Source organism: Cytobacillus sp. C11.1 (genome assembly GCF_058145115.1).
Genome location: NZ_CM176935.1, coordinates 1,231,936 through 1,249,597, shown reverse-complemented (window position 1 = coordinate 1,249,597; position 17,662 = coordinate 1,231,936). Strand labels below are relative to the sequence as shown.

Annotated in this window: 15 protein-coding genes and 1 pseudogene; 1 reads left to right on the top strand and 15 read right to left on the bottom strand. The window is 37.1% G+C overall.

Going from position 1 to position 17,662, the window contains the following annotated elements; translation table 11 throughout:
- Window positions 1-265: 265 nt before the first annotated feature.
- From AC3ZVC_RS06240 to AC3ZVC_RS06210, 7 genes are all read right to left on the bottom strand, one after another.
- On the bottom strand, window positions 266-1,198 hold the full coding sequence (locus AC3ZVC_RS06240; RefSeq protein WP_490067164.1) for a D-2-hydroxyacid dehydrogenase: 933 nt from the start codon (window positions 1,196-1,198) through the stop codon (window positions 266-268).
- Between the two features lie 75 nt (window positions 1,199-1,273).
- Window positions 1,274-1,744, bottom strand: coding sequence for a DinB family protein (locus AC3ZVC_RS06235; protein ID WP_490067160.1), 471 nt, complete (start codon window positions 1,742-1,744; stop codon window positions 1,274-1,276).
- Window positions 1,745-2,865: 1,121 nt separating this feature from the next.
- A complete protein-coding gene (locus tag AC3ZVC_RS06230) occupies window positions 2,866-3,942 on the bottom strand; it encodes an AraC family transcriptional regulator (RefSeq protein ID WP_490067158.1) in 1,077 nt (358 codons plus the stop codon).
- Between the two features lie 389 nt (window positions 3,943-4,331).
- Entirely contained in the window at window positions 4,332-5,126 is a 795-nt protein-coding gene (locus tag AC3ZVC_RS06225; RefSeq protein WP_490067157.1) for a fumarylacetoacetate hydrolase family protein, read from the bottom strand.
- A 20-nt stretch (window positions 5,127-5,146) separates the two neighbouring features.
- Window positions 5,147-5,758, bottom strand: coding sequence for a L(+)-tartrate dehydratase subunit beta (gene ttdB, locus AC3ZVC_RS06220; protein ID WP_490067156.1), 612 nt, complete (start codon window positions 5,756-5,758; stop codon window positions 5,147-5,149).
- Window positions 5,755-6,657, bottom strand: coding sequence for a L(+)-tartrate dehydratase subunit alpha (gene ttdA, locus AC3ZVC_RS06215; protein ID WP_490067155.1), 903 nt, complete (start codon window positions 6,655-6,657; stop codon window positions 5,755-5,757). The genes ttdB and ttdA overlap by 4 nt, the downstream gene beginning before the upstream one ends.
- Window positions 6,658-6,679: 22 nt before the next feature.
- The gene (locus tag AC3ZVC_RS06210; protein ID WP_490067154.1) at window positions 6,680-7,957 is read right to left on the bottom strand and encodes an SLC13 family permease; all 1,278 of its coding nucleotides are present in this window, start codon (window positions 7,955-7,957) and stop codon (window positions 6,680-6,682) included.
- A gap of 753 nt (window positions 7,958-8,710) precedes the next feature.
- Between AC3ZVC_RS06210 and AC3ZVC_RS06205 the strand changes: the two genes are divergently transcribed.
- Window positions 8,711-8,920 (top strand): hypothetical protein, encoded by a 210-nt coding sequence (locus tag AC3ZVC_RS06205; RefSeq protein ID WP_490067153.1) that lies wholly within the window; start codon window positions 8,711-8,713, stop codon window positions 8,918-8,920.
- 255 nt (window positions 8,921-9,175) lie between these two features.
- Here the strand turns inward: AC3ZVC_RS06205 and AC3ZVC_RS06200 are convergent, their stop codons facing one another.
- The 8 genes and pseudogenes from AC3ZVC_RS06200 to AC3ZVC_RS06165 form a co-directional block, all read right to left on the bottom strand.
- Window positions 9,176-10,027, bottom strand: a complete 852-nt coding sequence (locus AC3ZVC_RS06200) for a MurR/RpiR family transcriptional regulator (protein ID WP_490067151.1) — start codon at window positions 10,025-10,027, stop codon at window positions 9,176-9,178.
- Window positions 10,028-10,092: 65 nt separating this feature from the next.
- Window positions 10,093-11,262, bottom strand: a complete 1,170-nt coding sequence (locus AC3ZVC_RS06195; RefSeq protein ID WP_490067147.1) for an MFS transporter — start codon at window positions 11,260-11,262, stop codon at window positions 10,093-10,095.
- 115 nt (window positions 11,263-11,377) lie between these two features.
- A complete protein-coding gene (locus tag AC3ZVC_RS06190) occupies window positions 11,378-12,256 on the bottom strand; it encodes an NAD(P)-dependent oxidoreductase (protein WP_490067144.1) in 879 nt (292 codons plus the stop codon).
- A 141-nt stretch (window positions 12,257-12,397) separates the two neighbouring features.
- On the bottom strand, window positions 12,398-12,958 hold the full coding sequence (locus AC3ZVC_RS06185; protein ID WP_490067142.1) for an RraA family protein: 561 nt from the start codon (window positions 12,956-12,958) through the stop codon (window positions 12,398-12,400).
- 122 nt (window positions 12,959-13,080) lie between these two features.
- Window positions 13,081-13,521 carry a hypothetical protein gene (locus tag AC3ZVC_RS06180; RefSeq protein WP_490067139.1) on the bottom strand — a complete coding sequence of 147 codons (441 nt, stop codon included), beginning with the start codon at window positions 13,519-13,521 and terminating at the stop codon, window positions 13,081-13,083.
- 85 nt (window positions 13,522-13,606) lie between these two features.
- Window positions 13,607-14,984: pseudogene (locus AC3ZVC_RS06175) on the bottom strand (tripartite tricarboxylate transporter permease).
- A 122-nt stretch (window positions 14,985-15,106) separates the two neighbouring features.
- Window positions 15,107-15,559, bottom strand: coding sequence for a tripartite tricarboxylate transporter TctB family protein (locus AC3ZVC_RS06170; protein ID WP_490067137.1), 453 nt, complete (start codon window positions 15,557-15,559; stop codon window positions 15,107-15,109).
- Window positions 15,560-15,632: 73 nt separating this feature from the next.
- Window positions 15,633-16,604, bottom strand: coding sequence for a tripartite tricarboxylate transporter substrate binding protein (locus tag AC3ZVC_RS06165; protein WP_490067134.1), 972 nt, complete (start codon window positions 16,602-16,604; stop codon window positions 15,633-15,635).
- Window positions 16,605-17,662: the final 1,058 nt, after the last annotated feature.

Sequence of the window (17,662 nt, the reverse complement as noted above, 5' to 3'; positions counted from 1 at the left end):
TACTTGAAAAAGAAAACCCCGTCTTGTGGAATCAACGGGATGAGTTGGACGAGCCATTATTATTCAAGTTTTCAGTTAAGCAAGTAAAAAGCCAAGGGTGCGAAATCCTGATTGAGTGAGTATTTGGGAGAAATTCGTATTTAGCTGAGGAAGTCAAAAAAGAATAAAGGACTGCTGCCGCAATCCTTTATTCTTACCCTTCTTCTTTTTTAAAGTAAAACCTCAGTGATGAAATTGATGCTTCTATATTAATAGTTCTTAATTATTAATACCCCTTCGAAAAATCCACCCTATTAGGCAAAACTTCATTATTTTCGATTCTCTTCAACGTATCCAAAAAGCATGCTATCGCTTCATTCAGCTCTGTCACAGCTGATATATGAGGAGTGATGACGATATCGTCTCTTTCCCAAAGCCCGGACGTCTCCGGCAGCGGTTCTGTTTCAAGAACATCTAACACTGCGTAACGGACCTTTCGGGAATTTAGCGCTTCAATGAGCGCTTGCTCGTCCACGGTCTGTCCTCTGCCGACATTGATAAAAGCAGCGCCGTTTAGATTGCTGAAAAAGGCACGATTAAATAATTTACTCGTTTCAGTTGTCAAAGGCAATGTGCTGATAATCCAATCTGCCTCTGCAGCCAAGGTGCTTGCAGAACTAGTTTCCGCCACCTTTTGAAAATACTCCTTTTTCTTGCCGCTCTGCGAGACGCCGTAAACGGCGGCTCCAAAGCTTGAAAATACCTTGGCAACCTCCTGACCAATCTCCCCTGTACCAAATATAACAATCGTTTGATCCTTCACCATTTTTGGCGTTTTTGGAGCCCATTTCTTCTCCCTTTGCTTTTTTCCAAAGTAGTGATGAAATTGAAGATCTCTTAATACATAGCTTAAACAGTACTCGCTAATTCTTTGTCCGAACGTGCAAACCGTTCGGGTTAGAAGGATATCATGCTCCTTCCATCCCTCAATTTCCAAATAGTTATTTACACCTGCATTAAAGGAATGCACCCATTTAATTTCGCCAAAGCGGAAACCTGGACACGGCTTGAAACCAACATAGGCATCTGCCCATGACAAATCCTCTTGTGTAATTTCATCAACCTGCTTAAAACGAAAGCTCTGAGGTGTTTTAGCTGGCAGCTGTTCCTGGAATTCCTTTTCATAGTTTCCTGCGACCAGTATATTATGTATATTCATTAGGCTTCCCCCCATCCTATAATTAGGTAGAATAACTTTGAAGCTCCTACAAAAACAAAATCTCTCTTAGATCAGTCAGCGATTTGATGGCCACGATCCTTGCATTTTTCTTAATTGAATAATTTGTCCAGTATGATAAGCATCATGAAGCATGATGTCCAGTAATTTCCTCTCAAGTGAATGTTGATCAAGATCCCGGTCGGAAATTCTGCTCAATACCTCTCTTAAATTACGTTGAGCGTTTTCGGAACGCTCAACGACTTTCTTCCATTCCTTATCATCATTAGATTGTTCGGTAAGATAAAAGGTTTCATTACCGTCGAGATTATTTGTCCATTCACGGCCTTCCAAGTTTGCAGCGAGCCTCTCTTTGTAGTAAATAAGATGATTAACGTTCTCCCAAATGGTTTTAGTTGCTTCTCCGGATGGCTTCCAGATAGCTTGTTCTGCTGTAAGTCCTTCTATAGCATGTTTAAACGGAGCATACCAACTCTCTTCATCGAATGTTGAATCTAGTACACTTAAAAGTAAGTCCATTCGTTTCAAAGTCATCTCCTCCTTAAATATTTTGAATTTCAAAAACCCCAATAAATAAATTACCTCTGTTAAGATTCTTCATTTTTATAAAACATCCTGCTATTTCTTATTCCACAATCTGGCCGAAGAAAGACGCTTTCCTTATTTCAGAAAAGCGGACAATAACAAATTAGAGAACCATGAGAAGCCTTGAAGTACAAGAAAAAGGACACTTTCTTTACTCAAGAAAAGCGCCCGATTCTTAAAGATCGAGTTTAGATTTTTTACATTGGGACTCCCGCTAAAATCCTCGTCCATGGATGATCATTATACTTTCTATTAGCTGGTTTAACTGGACAGTGTTACGTCGCTATTGTCTCCAAAGGCAACATAAGCAGACTTGTTAAAGAACTCCTTTAGCAATAAGAAAATTAAATTAGACTCTAAAGGTAGTTTATCGGACATTCTGATACATCCTTATGTACATATTTTCTTCTTTCAATTCGAGAATTCTTAAAGCAATTGTATCAAAGTAAGTTAGTGGATTTTTATACGGGTAAGGACTTTGCTTTGAGAGGATTATTAAGGTAATGGTGGGCAATTTATTTCAACCATACTGATACAGTAAAAAAAAACCATTGCAGTCAAGTGTTATATTGATAGTTTCAGTAGTTCCAACGGGTGTATTCGGTTCAATGGTAGCATCTATAACATCCATAACTAAAAGATTTACAGCATTAGGTGGAATAACTTCGCCCCTTGTTCGTTAGAAAAAAAAGCGTTGACCCAGGCCACATTTGACACGGTAAAGGATTATGGTCTTAGGGGGATCAGCTACTGGGTAATAGGCTATCCGTCCCCGTAAAATTGGCTGCTCCTCGAGGATAACTTTAGCAGTCATAAGATAATATAGGAAGACAGTAGATAAAGAGGTTGGTTTCTTGTATCCGGGCTCCATTGGTAATAGAAATCACATTAGAAAACGAGCTCGGGTTAATCCCAAGCTCGTTTTAGTTTCTTCTATTCATTTCTGGTTGGTGAGATATAACAATGAGGACTCTGGAAAATAGCCAAAACAGTGTCCGAACCCGTTTGCTTCCGAGACCTCTGTTTTTTAGAACCTAATAAGTATGAGGCAATTCATGTTTATATCAGAGAAATTTCCCTTCTAGTTTGGTAAGCTTTTTTAATGAACTATCAAGGGTCTTTCGTATATCTTTAATCATTTGATAATCTTCTTCATCAAATATCTCTTTTTCTTCCTGCTTCTTGTTACTCTGATGCAGAAATTCAGATGATGTGTTCATTTCTTTTTTATCCTCAATTAATTTCCAATATTCATCTGATTCTAGATATCTTTTTTCGGTTAATAGACTTTTTGCGTTCTTTTTAATAGAAAGTTGTTTTCTGTATTCTGAAGGCGTTTTTCCAAAGCTCCCTCTAAACGCTGTATTAAACGATTTCACATCGGAAAATCCATATGATAGGGCAATATCAGAGATTTTTTCTTCCAAGTCAGCCAGGGCATATGTTGCTTCCCTTAGTCTAATCCTAGTCAGATATTCATAAAAGTTGATTCCAAGATTAAGCTTAACAATCTGGGAAATATAACTCTTATTGTAGCCAGATACTTTGGAAAGCTCCTCAAGACTGATTTTATTTTTATAATTCTTATCAATATATTGTATTATTTTATTCACAGCGTCATTTTTCTTTTTATTACTTGCCATTTCTGTTGATGTTATTTCTTTAGGAGGAAAATAGGTTACCAAATTTGCTGTAAGCTGATGAAGGAGACTTTCGAAATACAGCCTTTCTGCCGGTGAGATACATCCAATAAATTGGATCATTTCTCCAACGAGTTTTCTTATTTTCTTAAAAGGTTCATCATTTCTAGTCTTAGCACTAGATACACATTCAAACTCAAGTAATTGGTAATCTTGATAATAGGAGCTAAAGTAAATGGGATGGAGATGAATAACCATTGCAATAGAATTTGACTTTCTCGCGAGCGTTGCATGCCCTGCATTCGTATTTATAATGATCATATCATCTTCTTCTAATATATAGTTCCTGCCATTATTACTAACTTCAATTTCTCCCTTAAGAACAATTAAAAGCTCTATAGCATCATGCCAATTATAATGATAGGATCCAATATGGTATACATACTGCTTAACATCAATATCTCTTTTGCTGTTTTTCCAAGTATAATACATTTGTTCCATTCGTTGCTCCAACTCACTTATGAATATAATTATAGTTCGAATTATACCAAACATACGGTAATATAAATATTTTCCCTCTAACCTCTTCCACTATGTAATTAATAAACATAACTGGCTCATTTAAATGCTAAGTTTTTAATACAATTTTTTTAACTTCGGATATGTTTGTGTTGAGGAAAAATGAAAAAAAACGGAAAATGAAGATAGAAGCGATGAAAAGGAACATAACAAAAAAGGCGTTATATACTCAATTACGGAAAATTTTGTATATAACACCTGCAATAATGATACAAATGGAACCTCTGATTTCATAATGAAATTTCATTTAGAATAATACTTAGCAACAAGATAAATTAGCGGCGGTCAATTGGAATAGCCTTCAAAATGATCTACCTCACATAATTGCAAAGTTTACCAATTTGTTCTACCTCAACAACTACAGTATCTCCAGATTGCATTGGACAGCTTCCTGCAGGTGAACCGGTAGCAAGAATATCACCTGGTTCAAGTGTCATAACCTGAGAAATCCAACTGATTAGAAAAGGAATGGAAAGCGACATCTCATTCGTATTGCCCTCTTGTACAACTTTTCCATTTAAAGTTGTAACAATTCTTAAGTTTGTTGGATCTAATCCTGTTACAATGCATGGTCCCAATGGTCCAAAAGTATCGAAGCCTTTACCTCTTGTAAACTGGGGATCCGATTTAGTAAGGTCTCTAGCTGTAATATCATTAAAAACAGTACAGCCAAAGATATAATCTAATGCCTCTTCCTCTTTTATATTTTTACCGCGTTTTCCAATAACAAGTGCTACTTCCCCCTCCATTTCAACCTGTTTGGTTAAATTACTGGATGGAAGAATGATTTCCCCCTGATCTGGAATGATAGAAGAAGCAGGTTTTAAAAAAAGAAATGGCTCTCTAAGATTTGCCTTTCCCCCAGTCTCTTTTGCGTGTTCTGCATATGTCCAGCCAAAATTAACGACTTTTGAAGGCACTACTGGTTCCAAAATCTTCACATCTCTATATTTAACTGTTACGCCATCATATTTTAGTTCATTGTTTACAATCTCAGTAAAATTACTGGATAATTGAGCAATTTCATCTTCCTCAACCATTCCAAAATATACTTTACCGTGATTCTGATAGCGAACGATCGTCTGTGTTTTCTGTAAAGTCTTCATTTTTATACGAACTCCTTCAACTACTTGATGAATCGTACCTGCTTGCTGATTAATTCGTATTGTTCTTCCTTCTTTTTATTGAACTCAATCTTATTTTCTTCAAAGATGTTATTCCCTTCGGCATCAATAGAAACAATAAGCGGACCGAACTCCTTCACTTCACATACCCAAAGAGACTCAGGCATTCCAAGATCTTTCCAGTGTACCTCTTTGATTTGTTCGACCTTCTTTGCCCCATAAACAGCATTTCCCGCTGGAAAGACGACATGAAGCGCTTTGTGAGTCTTACATCCTTCTTCGGTGTTTTTCCCCATTCCGCCTTTTCCAACAATCACTTTAACACCGGTTTCTTCAATGAATTCCTTTTCAAACTTTTCCATTCTCATACTCGTTGTAGGCCCAATGGAAACAATCTCGTACTCTTCATTTCCTAAGTCTCTCACAATCGGACCCGCGTGGAAAATAGCATTCCCCTTAAGATCCACCGGCAGCGGAATTTTTTCCTCAATGAGTCTTCTGTGGGCAACATCCCTGCACGTGACTAATGTGCCAGTCAAATAAATGATATCTCCGGTGCGGATATCCTTTAAATCTTCATCTTTTATCGGTGTAGTTAAGACCTTTTTACTCATAGTGTTACCCCCTCGTGAGTATCAATTTCATAGTTTAAATGACGGTCAAAGGTTATTTTTCCTCTTCTATGAGACCAGCATCCTGTATTAATGGCCACTCCAATCGTTGAAGGATGTCTTGCTGTATTCACCACATTTACACCCATAAGAGACTTTGATCCCTTAAGCCCCTGTGGCCCTAGACCAATGGCATTTATTCCATCCTCAAGGAGTTGTTCCATCTTAGCAGCATTTTCATTTGGGTTCTTACTTCCAACAGGTCTCATCAGCGCCATTTTAGAGTTCATCGCCGCAGTTTCAACCGATGTGCCAATTCCTACACCTACCAGGAGTGGCGGACATGCGTTAAGCCCATAACTGGTCATTCGATCAAGTACAAACTTTACTACGCCTTCATAGCCTTCACCTGGCATCAGAACTGTGGCCATTCCTGGAAGTGTACATCCGCCGCCTGCCATATACGTATAGATTTCCGCCTTATCACTGTCTTCTTCAATTTCCCAGAAGATACTAGGTGTACCCTTTCCGATGTTCTCTCCTGTATTGTATTCATCAAATGTCTCTACAGAGTTGTGACGCAAAGGGGTTTCTTTTGTGGATGTATAGACGCTTTTTCTTAAAATACTCTCCAGTTGTCCGATTAACGGGAAGTTCTCTCCGCATTTTACGAAAAACTGAAGAACTCCTGTATCCTGACATGATGGTCTCTTTAACTCATAAGCTAGCTTCTGGTTTTCTTCCATAGTTTCATAGATGATTTTAGCAAGTGGATTTGTTTCCTCATCTTTTAATTCCTTCAATTTATCTTCTACATCTTTAGGAAGCTTATAGCTAACAAGTGATACAAATTTTGACATGATATCTGTCATTTTTTCTTTTTCCAATACTTTCGTCGTCATAGTTAACTCTCCTTTAATTTTTTTATGGATAGAATGGGAATAAAATTGGCAGCAAAATCATCGCTACTATTATGGAAATAACAATTAATGGGGCACCTGCTTTTACATAATCTCTAAATTTATATCCTCCCAAACTGTATACCATCGTATTTGCGGGCATTCCAATCGGTGTTGCATAAGCGCATGAGCCCCCAATTACTGTTGCCATTAAAACCGCCTTTGGATATGCGCCCATGACACTTGCAATAGAAAGACCTATTGGAACCAATAATGCAGTTGTTGCTGTATTGGACATGAAATTTGTCATTACTGCAGAGAGCACAATGATGACAAATAATAAAACGTATGGGGAGGGATTTTCGCCCAAAGCTCCTACTATAGAATTTGCTAAAAGGTCTCCCGCCTTCGATTTCACCATGGCTTGAGCAAGCGCCAGTGAACCTACAAATAAAAGGATTGTATTCATATCTATTGATTTCATTGCATTCTTCTCTGAAATAACCCTTGAAGCGACTAAAACCAAAGCTCCAATCCATGCGGATATATACAGCTTTACGCCAATTTGTTTTTCAAATACCATTGCGGCAATTGTAAGCACTAGTATAATGAGTGCCATGTTGCGTTTCCATTTCGGTACGCTAGAGTAATCAACTTCCTTACTATAAACAGAATCAGCGTCTAGAGAATCATCTTTTCTATCCGGGAGAAGCTTATATCCAAACAAACCAAAATAGATAATCCCAATAATAAGCATCGGTAAACCTACCTTTGCATATTCAAAGAACCCAAACTCCAGCCCCATATCCTGAAGGGCCGATTGAGCGATCATATTACCCGGGGCACCAATTAAACTAAGATTCCCCCCCATTGCTGAAGCTAAAACTAGCGGCAAAAGAAGTTTAGACCTTGCAAATCCAGACTTTGCTGCTATACCTAAAACAACTGGAATAAGAACCGCTGCTGTTCCTGTGTTAGAAAGAAATCCAGACATGATACCTGTAATAACCATTACAGCAATTATTAACTGTCTTTCGGTTTTCGCAAACTTAGTAACAACTCCTCCTACTCTCTGTGCCATACCAGTATCAAAAAATGCAGCACCAACAATAAACATCGCCATAAAGAGAAGGACATTCCCGTCTACAAAACCAGCAAACGCTTCTGACGCATCGAGAACTCCAGTAAGAGTTAGGCCAACAGCCACAATCATCGCTGTAATGGATAGAGGTATTTTTTCCCAAGCAAACATGATAACAGCGAAAATTAAGAAAATTAAAGTTATAATTGGAGGACTGATCATTCAACTTCCCCTTTCAGTGTTTATAAATAATACTCAATAGAGAAAACGCTTTCTTAAAATACATGTTAATACCTTGTAAACGTTTCCGCTATACGAATATTTAAGTCGAATTCACATGATCCTCACACGTTTTCCTTTTTATATAAATAAAAAAAATATGAAATTCTAAAAAATAACCCGATTATTTAAGCCTTTAATACTATTTTGGCTTAGATAATCAGGTTATTATTTGTTTTATTAAATTAAAATCTTAATTGTTTATTCTAAAAAAATACCTAAGTAATTATTTTAGAATAAACTTTTTCTTTTTTTTGATTATTCTTAAAAAATATTAAAATTTGTCTAATTTTTATAAAAAACGTTATAATCTTGGGCTAATTTCTGCCATTCATTTTCCAGGATTGCAGTTATCATTAAAGAAATTCTTTTTTCTAATCAATTTAATTAATTTTTTCTGACACTAGAGAAAAACTTTTTCCAACCTTTATCCATAATTATATTTCTGGTTTTTTATATGATAAGCAAATCAGAATTCACAAATCTATCTTTGAGATTAGTAAATATTCCTAATGAATTAATCCAAGAAAGTGAAATTGAGGTAATTTAGCAATTGTATATGTTGCCTTTTAATGAATCAAAATGAAACATTTTTACTCATTAAAAGTGCATTGTATCACGGCAAAACGTCAATGCTATGATAAGACCCATCTTTAGCGTTAGCATTAAAATATTTACTTTTGAGGAGGGTAACAAATGACTAAAGCAGATGAACTGGACCAAACCCCGGCAAATAAATTATGGATTATATTGTTTCAAATTTATTCCATTTCTTTATTAGTATATTCCTTCTATCTATTTTTCACTAATAGAGATGGCGGTATTCCATTTATTATTCTTATGATTAGTTATGCGGTATTTTTCGGTAGCCTTCGTATGAACGAACTAAAAATGAAACAAAGTTAGCTGGAGTTGACCTCTTATTGCGAGAGGTCTTTTCTTATGCACTTCTCAAGAGGATCAACCACAAAGGGAAGGAGAGCTTATAGTAGCTATTCGGGAGTATATTCATTTTTATAATCTTGAACGCTGCCAGTTAAAATCAAACAAGCTGGCACCTGTGGAATAAAGGCACCAGCTTGCAAAACTTAATATTCTCTTATCTCTGTTTAACTTTTGGAATCAGTCCACAGACCCCTTTTTGAGGTCCCTTTTTTAGCATCAATTTAAATGGTGATAATTCATACCTGTCAAAATTGAGTTTACCTTATCTAAACGTTCCTTGGTTTTCTCTGGGGAATTGATCGCAAGTGCGCTAATGAGATAATCGGCTATAAACATAGACGATACTGCAGAATTATGAAAAGCGATACTGCTAGAGTTACAAAGGAGAATCTTATCAGAATGCTTCACAAGCGGAGAGGAATAACTATCCGTAATGGATAAAACATTCACTCCGTTATCTTTCGCTATTTCAGCAAAGTCAATGATTCTTCTAGCGTATCGTGGAAAGCTTATTGCTATAAGCAAATCATTTGAATTCATATTCACAACACTGTCGGCCCAATCACTAACATCTGCGATAACCAGCTGAGTATTTCCGAAAAGACGGTTCAATCCGTGCGTTAAATACTGTGCTATTGGCAATCCGCTTCGAACACTTGTGCAAATAATTCGGTTCGCAGAAGTAATCATATCCATTGCCTGTTCAAGTGATTCTGGTGAAGTCATATTGATTGTATCTTGTATACTGTTAATTTGACTTTCTGCATAGCGACTCCACAAATTATTACCACTTATCCCTTTTATATTTGCTTCCAATCTTGTTTGAGGTGCAGCCTGATGACGCAGATTTTCTTGAAGACCTTTTTGAAATTCAGTATATCCTGAATAGCCAACACTGAATGTCAGTCGCATGATGGTGGTTGTACTTGTTCCGACAATAGCAGCAAGTTGATCGACTGTTAAAAAAGCAACATCCAGTGGATGCTTTATAATGTAGTCTGCAACTCTACGCTGTGTTTCTGTCAATTCCGATATTTTCTGCTGCAGCTTTACTATTGGATTTTCCATATAATCTCTCCATACAAACACGATTTGTTGTAAATTTTACGCCTATTATCTTTAAAGTAATAATATCACCTTTTATATTTTTTGTAAAAAAGAGACTTACATGGCTGAATGCCTCCAGCCAAAATAACTGCGCCACATAAATAAAATACACCCGACATTCCGCCAATCCCAGAAACTGCACCTAATGATAACGGTGCCACCACCTGGGTAACTTTATTAAACATAAGTCTAAGACCAAGACCTTCTGCTATCCGATCCTTGGGAAGAGCTGTAATGGTAACGAAAATGGACAGTGGCTGTCCTATCCCCGAACAAAAACCAAGAATAAAGCCGAGGACACTTAGCCATATCACATGATCAACAAACGGATTGATCATATATATGAATCCAGCCATGACAATTGAAATGATAATAATCATTTCCCGCTTATAACGCTGGACAATCCACGGCAAAATACTGCGTATTAAAATACCCGCGGCTGCATTGAATGAAATAATCACACCAATGACCGAAGTGGAAACTCCTTTTTCTGCTGCCAGCAATGGAAAGAATGCAATATAAGCATCCTTTACAAGTAATACAATCGAACTAATTAATATCGCTTTTCGCAAATTCGGATCCTGCAACAATCGAAATGCTTTTTCAGCTTTCTCATGTGGTTCAATTGATTTTGGATATTTTATCTTTATTTTTCTAAATAAACACGATAAGGGCAGTGCAATTAAAATGATTACTCCTAATACTAAAAAAGCGTAAGAATAACTGTTTGTATCCGTAAGAAATCCACTAATCACCGGTCCAGCAAAGCTTCCTGATGCCACCGCGATACTAAAAACGGCAATATAATATTCTCTTAGCTTATTTTTTGAAAAGTGCCCTGCATATGATTGTATAGAGAGGACGAATACTAAATGAGCAAATCCTGCAAAAATTTGTGATATGTAGACTCCTATATAGTCCCTTGAAACTGATAATATGAACATGGAAATGCTTCCTAAGACAATACTAAAAATGAGTGGTTTTTTTACACCAGTGGAATCAATCACTGTCCCAGTTTTAATAGACAGCAATAAAGGCAGCATGGAGAACAGGGCTATGATCACACCAATTTGAATATTCTCCGCCCCCAATTGTTTCGCATATAACGGGATAAGTGGTCGACTGCCAGCTATACTGACCGTAAATAAACATGTACACATAAATACTAAATAGCGGTCAAGCCTTTTTTTATTCAATATTATCCCCCTTATAAAAGAAGAAAGGCAGACCTAAATTGATTAGAGTCCACCGGATGGTTATATTCTATGGAAGCCTTTATTGCCAAATTAGCTGCAAAGTTAATGTTGGTGACTAATTTGCTGCTTTACATGCTTCAATTACTTGGAGCCAATGATCTGGCTTTGTACCTTTAAAAGTATCTCTTAAATTCCTTTTGGCAAGACTTTCAAGCTTCGCTTTTGCTGCTTGAGACATCACTGAATCAATGTTGACTGAATCTAACATTTCAATGGTACCACCAAGTTCGATTGATCGTCTTAATGCATGGATGGATGTTCCTGTCACGAGACGGTTCATTGTTTCTTCAAATGTGTGTCTATTCATGGTTTCACTTATTGATTCAATAACAAGTTTATCAACATTAAATTCATGAGCGGCTTCTAGTAATTCCAAATACAAGGCAGCAATTCCTTTCATGTGGATGCTTCGAATTAATTTAACCGCTGTCGCTTCTCCAGGAACATCACTAACTTTTGAAATATTCATTTCAAAGGCAGTCATTAATTCCAAAAAAGCATCAGTACCGTTACCACTCGCAAGAATAGGGACTTTATGTTTGTAAACTGGAAGTGGTCCCATCATAGCTGCATCGACAAATTTCCCGCCATGTTCATTAACATTTGCAGCTGCTTTTCGTTTTATATCTGGGCTGGAAGCAGATACATCAATATATACGCAGCCGTTTTGTAAATACGGCTTTAGCTGATTGCTTACATCCAGTGCTTTGTCAGCTGGCACTGCGACGATAACCGCATCTGCTACCTGTAAAACTTTCTCTGGTGACTCAACGAGTTCCACATTTGCTTTTGCAGCTCGATTTAATACTAGGTCACTGTAAGCCTCAATATTCCAAAGTGGATCATATGCCGTAATGTTTTTTAGTCCATACTGTTTCAAACCTGACGCTAATTCAAATGCTGCTTCTCCGAATCCGATAAATCCTAAATGCATCTTTTTTCCACCTCCTATTAATATCCAAATTCCTTGATTTTATTTTCCAGCCAAGGTGGTGCAATGCTGACTCCATCGATGTTCCCACGTTTGCGCTCTTCCTCATAATTAGCAATGGTCTGCAAACGCTTTTCTTCATATTCAAGTTTTTCCTCCTGCTTTTTGAAGTACTTCCTCAATGTTCTCTTTTGGGATAACAACTACTCCATCTTCATCACCGACAATTAGATCACCAGGATGAACAGCTACACCTGCACAGGAAATGGTTGTATTAATTGCTCCCGGACCATTTTTGAATGGACCATTCGGAATGAATCCTTTCGCGAAAATGGGAAGTCTAATTTTACCAAGCATTTCTTTATCACGGACAAGACCATCAATGACAATTCCTTCAAGTCCAACTGCTTTTGCAGCTCCCGCCATTAATTCACCAAGATACGCATTTTCCGAATGCCCTTTTCCATCAGCTACAATTACATATCCTTCTCCACCGCTATAAATTCCCTGATGTAAAAAGAGATTGTCTCCTGCTCTCATATCAATTGTCAGAGCCGTTCCCACTACTTTCATTCCTGCTGCTACTGGTTTCACTTTATGATCCATTGAACCAGTGCACCCCATTGCATCTGAGATTAATGTTGAATTTAATTTTTTTGCCCGTTCGATCACTTCTTCAGATAAAAGTGGCGCTGTAAAATTCAATTTATACACTTCCCTATTTTTTAATAATTTGACTGCCTTCAAAGCGATATAACCTTATGAGTTTTTTAGATTAAGAGAGTAATGAGTAATACATTGTGATATTAGCCACAAGAACTAAGAATTTAGGAACTCACTTTGGATCTACTAAAAAGACCACGTTTTTTCACTCTCAAAAACTTTCTAAAATGGGTATTTTTATAAGATATAAAAGCATAATTCAAAGTCATTAAAATAAATAGCGTTATAACAATTGAATCATCTGCGGTTTGTTTAAATAACTTTTCATATTCCTTCTTAAACCCTTTATATTTCTCTAGCGCGGGCTCCTTCCAAACATGGATCTCGCCTGCGGATTCGTTCATTTTATCTATTTCTTTTTTTACGAACTCTTCTTCTATCTTTGAACAGTTTTCTATAATTGTCTTAAATAATAAGCCATTTTCACCTTTTGTATTTTCCACTAATAAAAACTCAATTAAATATCGATATTCTCTTTCATTTAAAAGTAATTTTAATTGTCTACTCGAAAAATTATGCACATTATTATGCTTTAACTCCAGCATAGAAAAACCTCCTTAATAAAATGAAAACATCTGATCTTTTCATAAGAAGGAAATGTTTTGCATTTAAAAAATATTTCCCAGATGACTACTTCTTTTTGACTAGATAGCTTCTCATAAAAGGAGTTAAGAATGTAATGATGGCTATAATTAGAAATACCGCACTAATTGGCCGTGTAAAGAAAACACTTACTTCATTTCCAGATTGCAGCATTGCTTGTCTAAAACTTTGCTCTGCAAGCGGACCTAAAATTACTGCAAGTACGATAGGGGTGACAGGTACTTTAATGAGACGGAATATGTAGCCGATTAATCCGAATGCTAACGCTATCCAAATATCAAAGTAATTGTTATGAATAGCATAAGAGCCTATAAAGCTTAAAATTAAGATGATTGGGCCTAGAATAATGCCAGGCACTTTCAAGATTGCGGAGAAATATTTTGTACATGCAAGCCCAATAATTAAAAATAAAAGATTACTGACAATTAAACTCAAGAACAAAGAATAAACAACATCCCCATTCTCTTGAAACAACATTGGACCGGGTCTAAGACCGTGAATTAGCAGCCCTCCAATTAAGATAGCTGTCACCGTGTTACCAGGGATCCCGAGTGTTAATAGCGGAATCATTGCCCCACCCGTTACCGCATTATTGGAAGCTTCTGGTGCTGCGATTCCGTCCATAATGCCTGTTCCGAATTTTTCAGGATGTTTCGACCAGCGCATCGCTTCGTTGTAAGCCATAAATGCGGCAGGATCCCCCAATTCCAGGGATAATGCCGATAAATGTGCCGATAATTGATGACCGGGTAATATTCGGCATTAATCTTGTAAATTCTTTACGAGTAGGAAGTATTTTTCCTGAAACGGATAAAATCCTGGTTTCCCCATTTGAATTAACTGATTCTTTAATTAGCACAAAAGCTTGTGAAACGGAAAACAGACCGATCAACATAGGGACTAGAGATAATCCACCAGCGAGGTTTGGATCTGAAAAAGTAAATCTTGGGTAGCCATTAACCGGATCCATACCAACTGTAGCAATTAAAATACCAAAAGCACCGGCAATCAGCCCTTTAAAAGGATTAACGCCACTCAGACTCGAAATAACCGAAATACCAAAAATAGCAACCGCAAAATATTCAGGTGCCCCAAAGCGCAAAGCTTGCTCCGCTAAAAAGGGTGCTGTTGTGGAAAGAATAATGGCACTAATAATACCGCCAATCGCCGAGGCGATAGCTGATATGCCCAGCGCTTTCCCGCTCTCTCCTTTTTTTGTCATCATGTAACCATCTAAGACTGTCGCGGCAGCTGCAGGTGTTCCAGGAGTATTCAGCAATATAGCTGATATAGAACCACCATAAACAGAAGAGCAGTAGATAGCGGCAAGCAGGATAATACCTGTAGCCGGATCCATCGTAAATGTAAAAGGAATGATGATTGAAACTGCCATTGTAGAGCTCATGCCAGGCAAGCATCCCATAATGATTCCAAAAATAGTCCCTGCTAATATTAATAATAGAGTTGACATCGAAAACACTGTTCCTACAGCAGTAAGCCACATATCCAAAATTGCTTCTCTCCTTCCTAAAAAAGATTTTCCAAAATACCTTGAGGAATCGGGACATTAAGTAAAAATTGAAAAACAATTGTTATAACAATTGTTGCAGAGATTGACAAAGCGATTAATCTTGAAGTATTACGATAGTTAATCGACCAAAGAAGAACAAACACGTATATTGGCGTCAAAATTAAAAAGCCAATGAAATTCATCAATAATAAATAAGCCAACGTTAAAATAATTGTATACAGGACACTGCGATCTTTAACTGGCTTCTCTTCTTTTTCTTCTTTTTCTGCTTGTTCTCTGTTTGGCTTTATAAACGTGTCAACAATTAATCCAATGGAAAGAATGATTAAGATGATAGCAAAAAATTGGGGCCATTTTGCCGCATCTTCAGAAAGTGCATTGCTCATTAAATAAAAAGCTAAAGCCAGGAGAATCATTACACCTGCAAATAAACGATTAACTTTTGCCATTTCAAACCTCCTGTATATCTTTTGAAAAACCAATGGTAGCCCTCTGTATGAGGGCTACGCACCAATTTTCCCCTTACTTATTTTCACTGAAACGTTTATATACATTATCAATTGATTGCTTAAATTCTTTACTGTCTTTGTATACTGGATCCATCCCCTGGTTGTCCATTTTTTCTTTGAACTCTGGATTTTCAAAGCCTGCTTTAAATGCATCTTGTAAATACTGAATTACTTCAGGATCAGTACCTGCTGGTGCAACAATACCGCGCCATGACTCATCTGATATTTCATATCCTTTTTCAAAAGATGTTGGGACATCAGGGTATTTAGTCGATTTATTTTCACTGAAAACAAGAATTGGCTTAATTTTCCCTGCCTGAACCTGACCTTCTGATTCGCCAAAACTGCTCATGGCTGCTGAGTCATGTCCTCCAGCAACAGAGGCAACACCCGGAGCAGCACCATCATAAGGAATGACAGTTGCATCAATACCAGCTGCTTCAATAAACTCTTTAGCGGCAATCGTATCAGATGCTTGTGCCCCAGATGTAGCAATTGTTACTTTTCCAGGGTTTGCTTTCGTATATTCAATAAGTGAATCAATATCATCATAAGGCGCATCGGTACTTATATATAAATAAGAAACATCGCTGACAACCTGTAAGATAGGGTCAAAGTCTTCATGAGTAAAAGCAGTTTCATTAAAAATCGGACTTGTTACAATCGATGTAGTTGCTAAAAGCAATGTATGCCCATCTGGTTCTGCAGTAGAAACATACTGTTGGCCAATTGTTCCTCCGCCTCCTTCACGGTTTTCAATAACGATTGATTCACCCATCGGTTCCTCAGAATATTCCGCCAGAAGTCTAGCAGTGGTGGTAGCACTACCACCTGCTGCGAAAGGTACTATAATCTTAATTGGTTCCTCAGGAAATTTTTCTGCAGCTGAACCATTTGCTGCGCTATTTGACCCTCCACTTCCACAGCCTCCTAAAAAGAGTGACATTGCTGCCGTAAGAATTGCTAACGATTTAAATTTTTTCATTTCTTACCCACCTTTTTTATAAAATGTAGTAAAAATAACTTCTTTTAATAAAAAAGTAAAAATTCTTACTTTTGAGATATATCATAACATGGGGTTTTCACTATGTAAACAATTTCTTAAAGCGCTTACAACAAATATTATTTTGATTTATTATTATAATCTGACTTATCTTCCGACAAGGACTGGCGGCCTCGGGTTGATTCTTATAGATGCAGACCATCAAATAGACGTCTATTCCTGCATCCGATTTTTGCCGGAAGAGGTGCTGAGCGAACTTAATTCCTCCATTGTGCCTGATGGTTTAAGATGAAGAGGAATTAGATAAGGATAAACCTATGAAAATAACAATTCAAATTATAGAACAACATTTAGATGAACAAGTAAAAAAACAGCCATCAGAGCATTATTAGTCTCTGATGGCTATTAAGATAACAGTGGCTCCCAACCTCACATTTAATGGCTCAATTCAACCGCAATAATCATCCTATAAAACTTTTTACCGTAAAAACAAATAACTAGCTCAGCAAAGGCAAGCTAGTCTATAATACTTCACCGGATGTGGGGTCAGGCAAAGGATTACATCCGTCAAAAATCGTACAGATGCTCCAATTATCAAAATGGGCTTCATCAATCTTTCCTATGATGAAATCAGGCTTGGTGTGGATATTTTAAAGAAGGCGTGGTTGTAGGTGTATGCCAGTGTTGATTATAATTCCTACTAAAATAGCAAATTAAAGGCTTTGAGGATGCCAGTTTACGATGCTGCCCCGTCTGTTTCCGGCTTAATAGGTATATAGAAAATAACGGGCTGGCCTACTAAATAATGGAGGTTGTTATGATTGTAAAAACCTGGGGATGGATACTGTGTATCCTGCTATTGATATTTTCTTGCGGAATGTTATTTGTTGAGGTCTCTTTGTATTCTCTGCTTCCTCCAAGCGAAGGAGGATTAAGTTTCTGGATTAGCTTTAAAAATGTTTGGCTTAGCTCACTATGGTTTTATAATACTTTGATTATGACCCTTGTATTTGTATTCTTGTTATATATACGTTTCTAAA

What these genes read in the sequence shown, in the direction of transcription:
- AC3ZVC_RS06200 (WP_490067151.1), bottom strand. Translation starts at nt 10,027, where the DNA reads ATGGAAAATCCAATAGTAAAGCTGCAGCAGAAAATATCGGAATTGACA.
- AC3ZVC_RS06225 (WP_490067157.1), bottom strand. Translation starts at nt 5,126, where the DNA reads ATGAAGACTTTACAGAAAACACAGACGATCGTTCGCTATCAGAATCAC.
- ttdB (WP_490067156.1), bottom strand. Translation starts at nt 5,758, where the DNA reads ATGAGTAAAAAGGTCTTAACTACACCGATAAAAGATGAAGATTTAAAG.
- AC3ZVC_RS06205 (WP_490067153.1), top strand. Translation starts at nt 8,711, where the DNA reads ATGACTAAAGCAGATGAACTGGACCAAACCCCGGCAAATAAATTATGG.
- AC3ZVC_RS06240 (WP_490067164.1), bottom strand. Translation starts at nt 1,198, where the DNA reads ATGAATATACATAATATACTGGTCGCAGGAAACTATGAAAAGGAATTC.
- AC3ZVC_RS06190 (WP_490067144.1), bottom strand. Translation starts at nt 12,256, where the DNA reads ATGCATTTAGGATTTATCGGATTCGGAGAAGCAGCATTTGAATTAGCG.
- AC3ZVC_RS06210 (WP_490067154.1), bottom strand. Translation starts at nt 7,957, where the DNA reads ATGATCAGTCCTCCAATTATAACTTTAATTTTCTTAATTTTCGCTGTT.
- AC3ZVC_RS06165 (WP_490067134.1), bottom strand. Translation starts at nt 16,604, where the DNA reads ATGAAAAAATTTAAATCGTTAGCAATTCTTACGGCAGCAATGTCACTC.
- AC3ZVC_RS06180 (WP_490067139.1), bottom strand. Translation starts at nt 13,521, where the DNA reads ATGCTGGAGTTAAAGCATAATAATGTGCATAATTTTTCGAGTAGACAA.
- AC3ZVC_RS06230 (WP_490067158.1), bottom strand. Translation starts at nt 3,942, where the DNA reads ATGGAACAAATGTATTATACTTGGAAAAACAGCAAAAGAGATATTGAT.
- ttdA (WP_490067155.1), bottom strand. Translation starts at nt 6,657, where the DNA reads ATGACGACGAAAGTATTGGAAAAAGAAAAAATGACAGATATCATGTCA.
- AC3ZVC_RS06170 (WP_490067137.1), bottom strand. Translation starts at nt 15,559, where the DNA reads ATGGCAAAAGTTAATCGTTTATTTGCAGGTGTAATGATTCTCCTGGCT.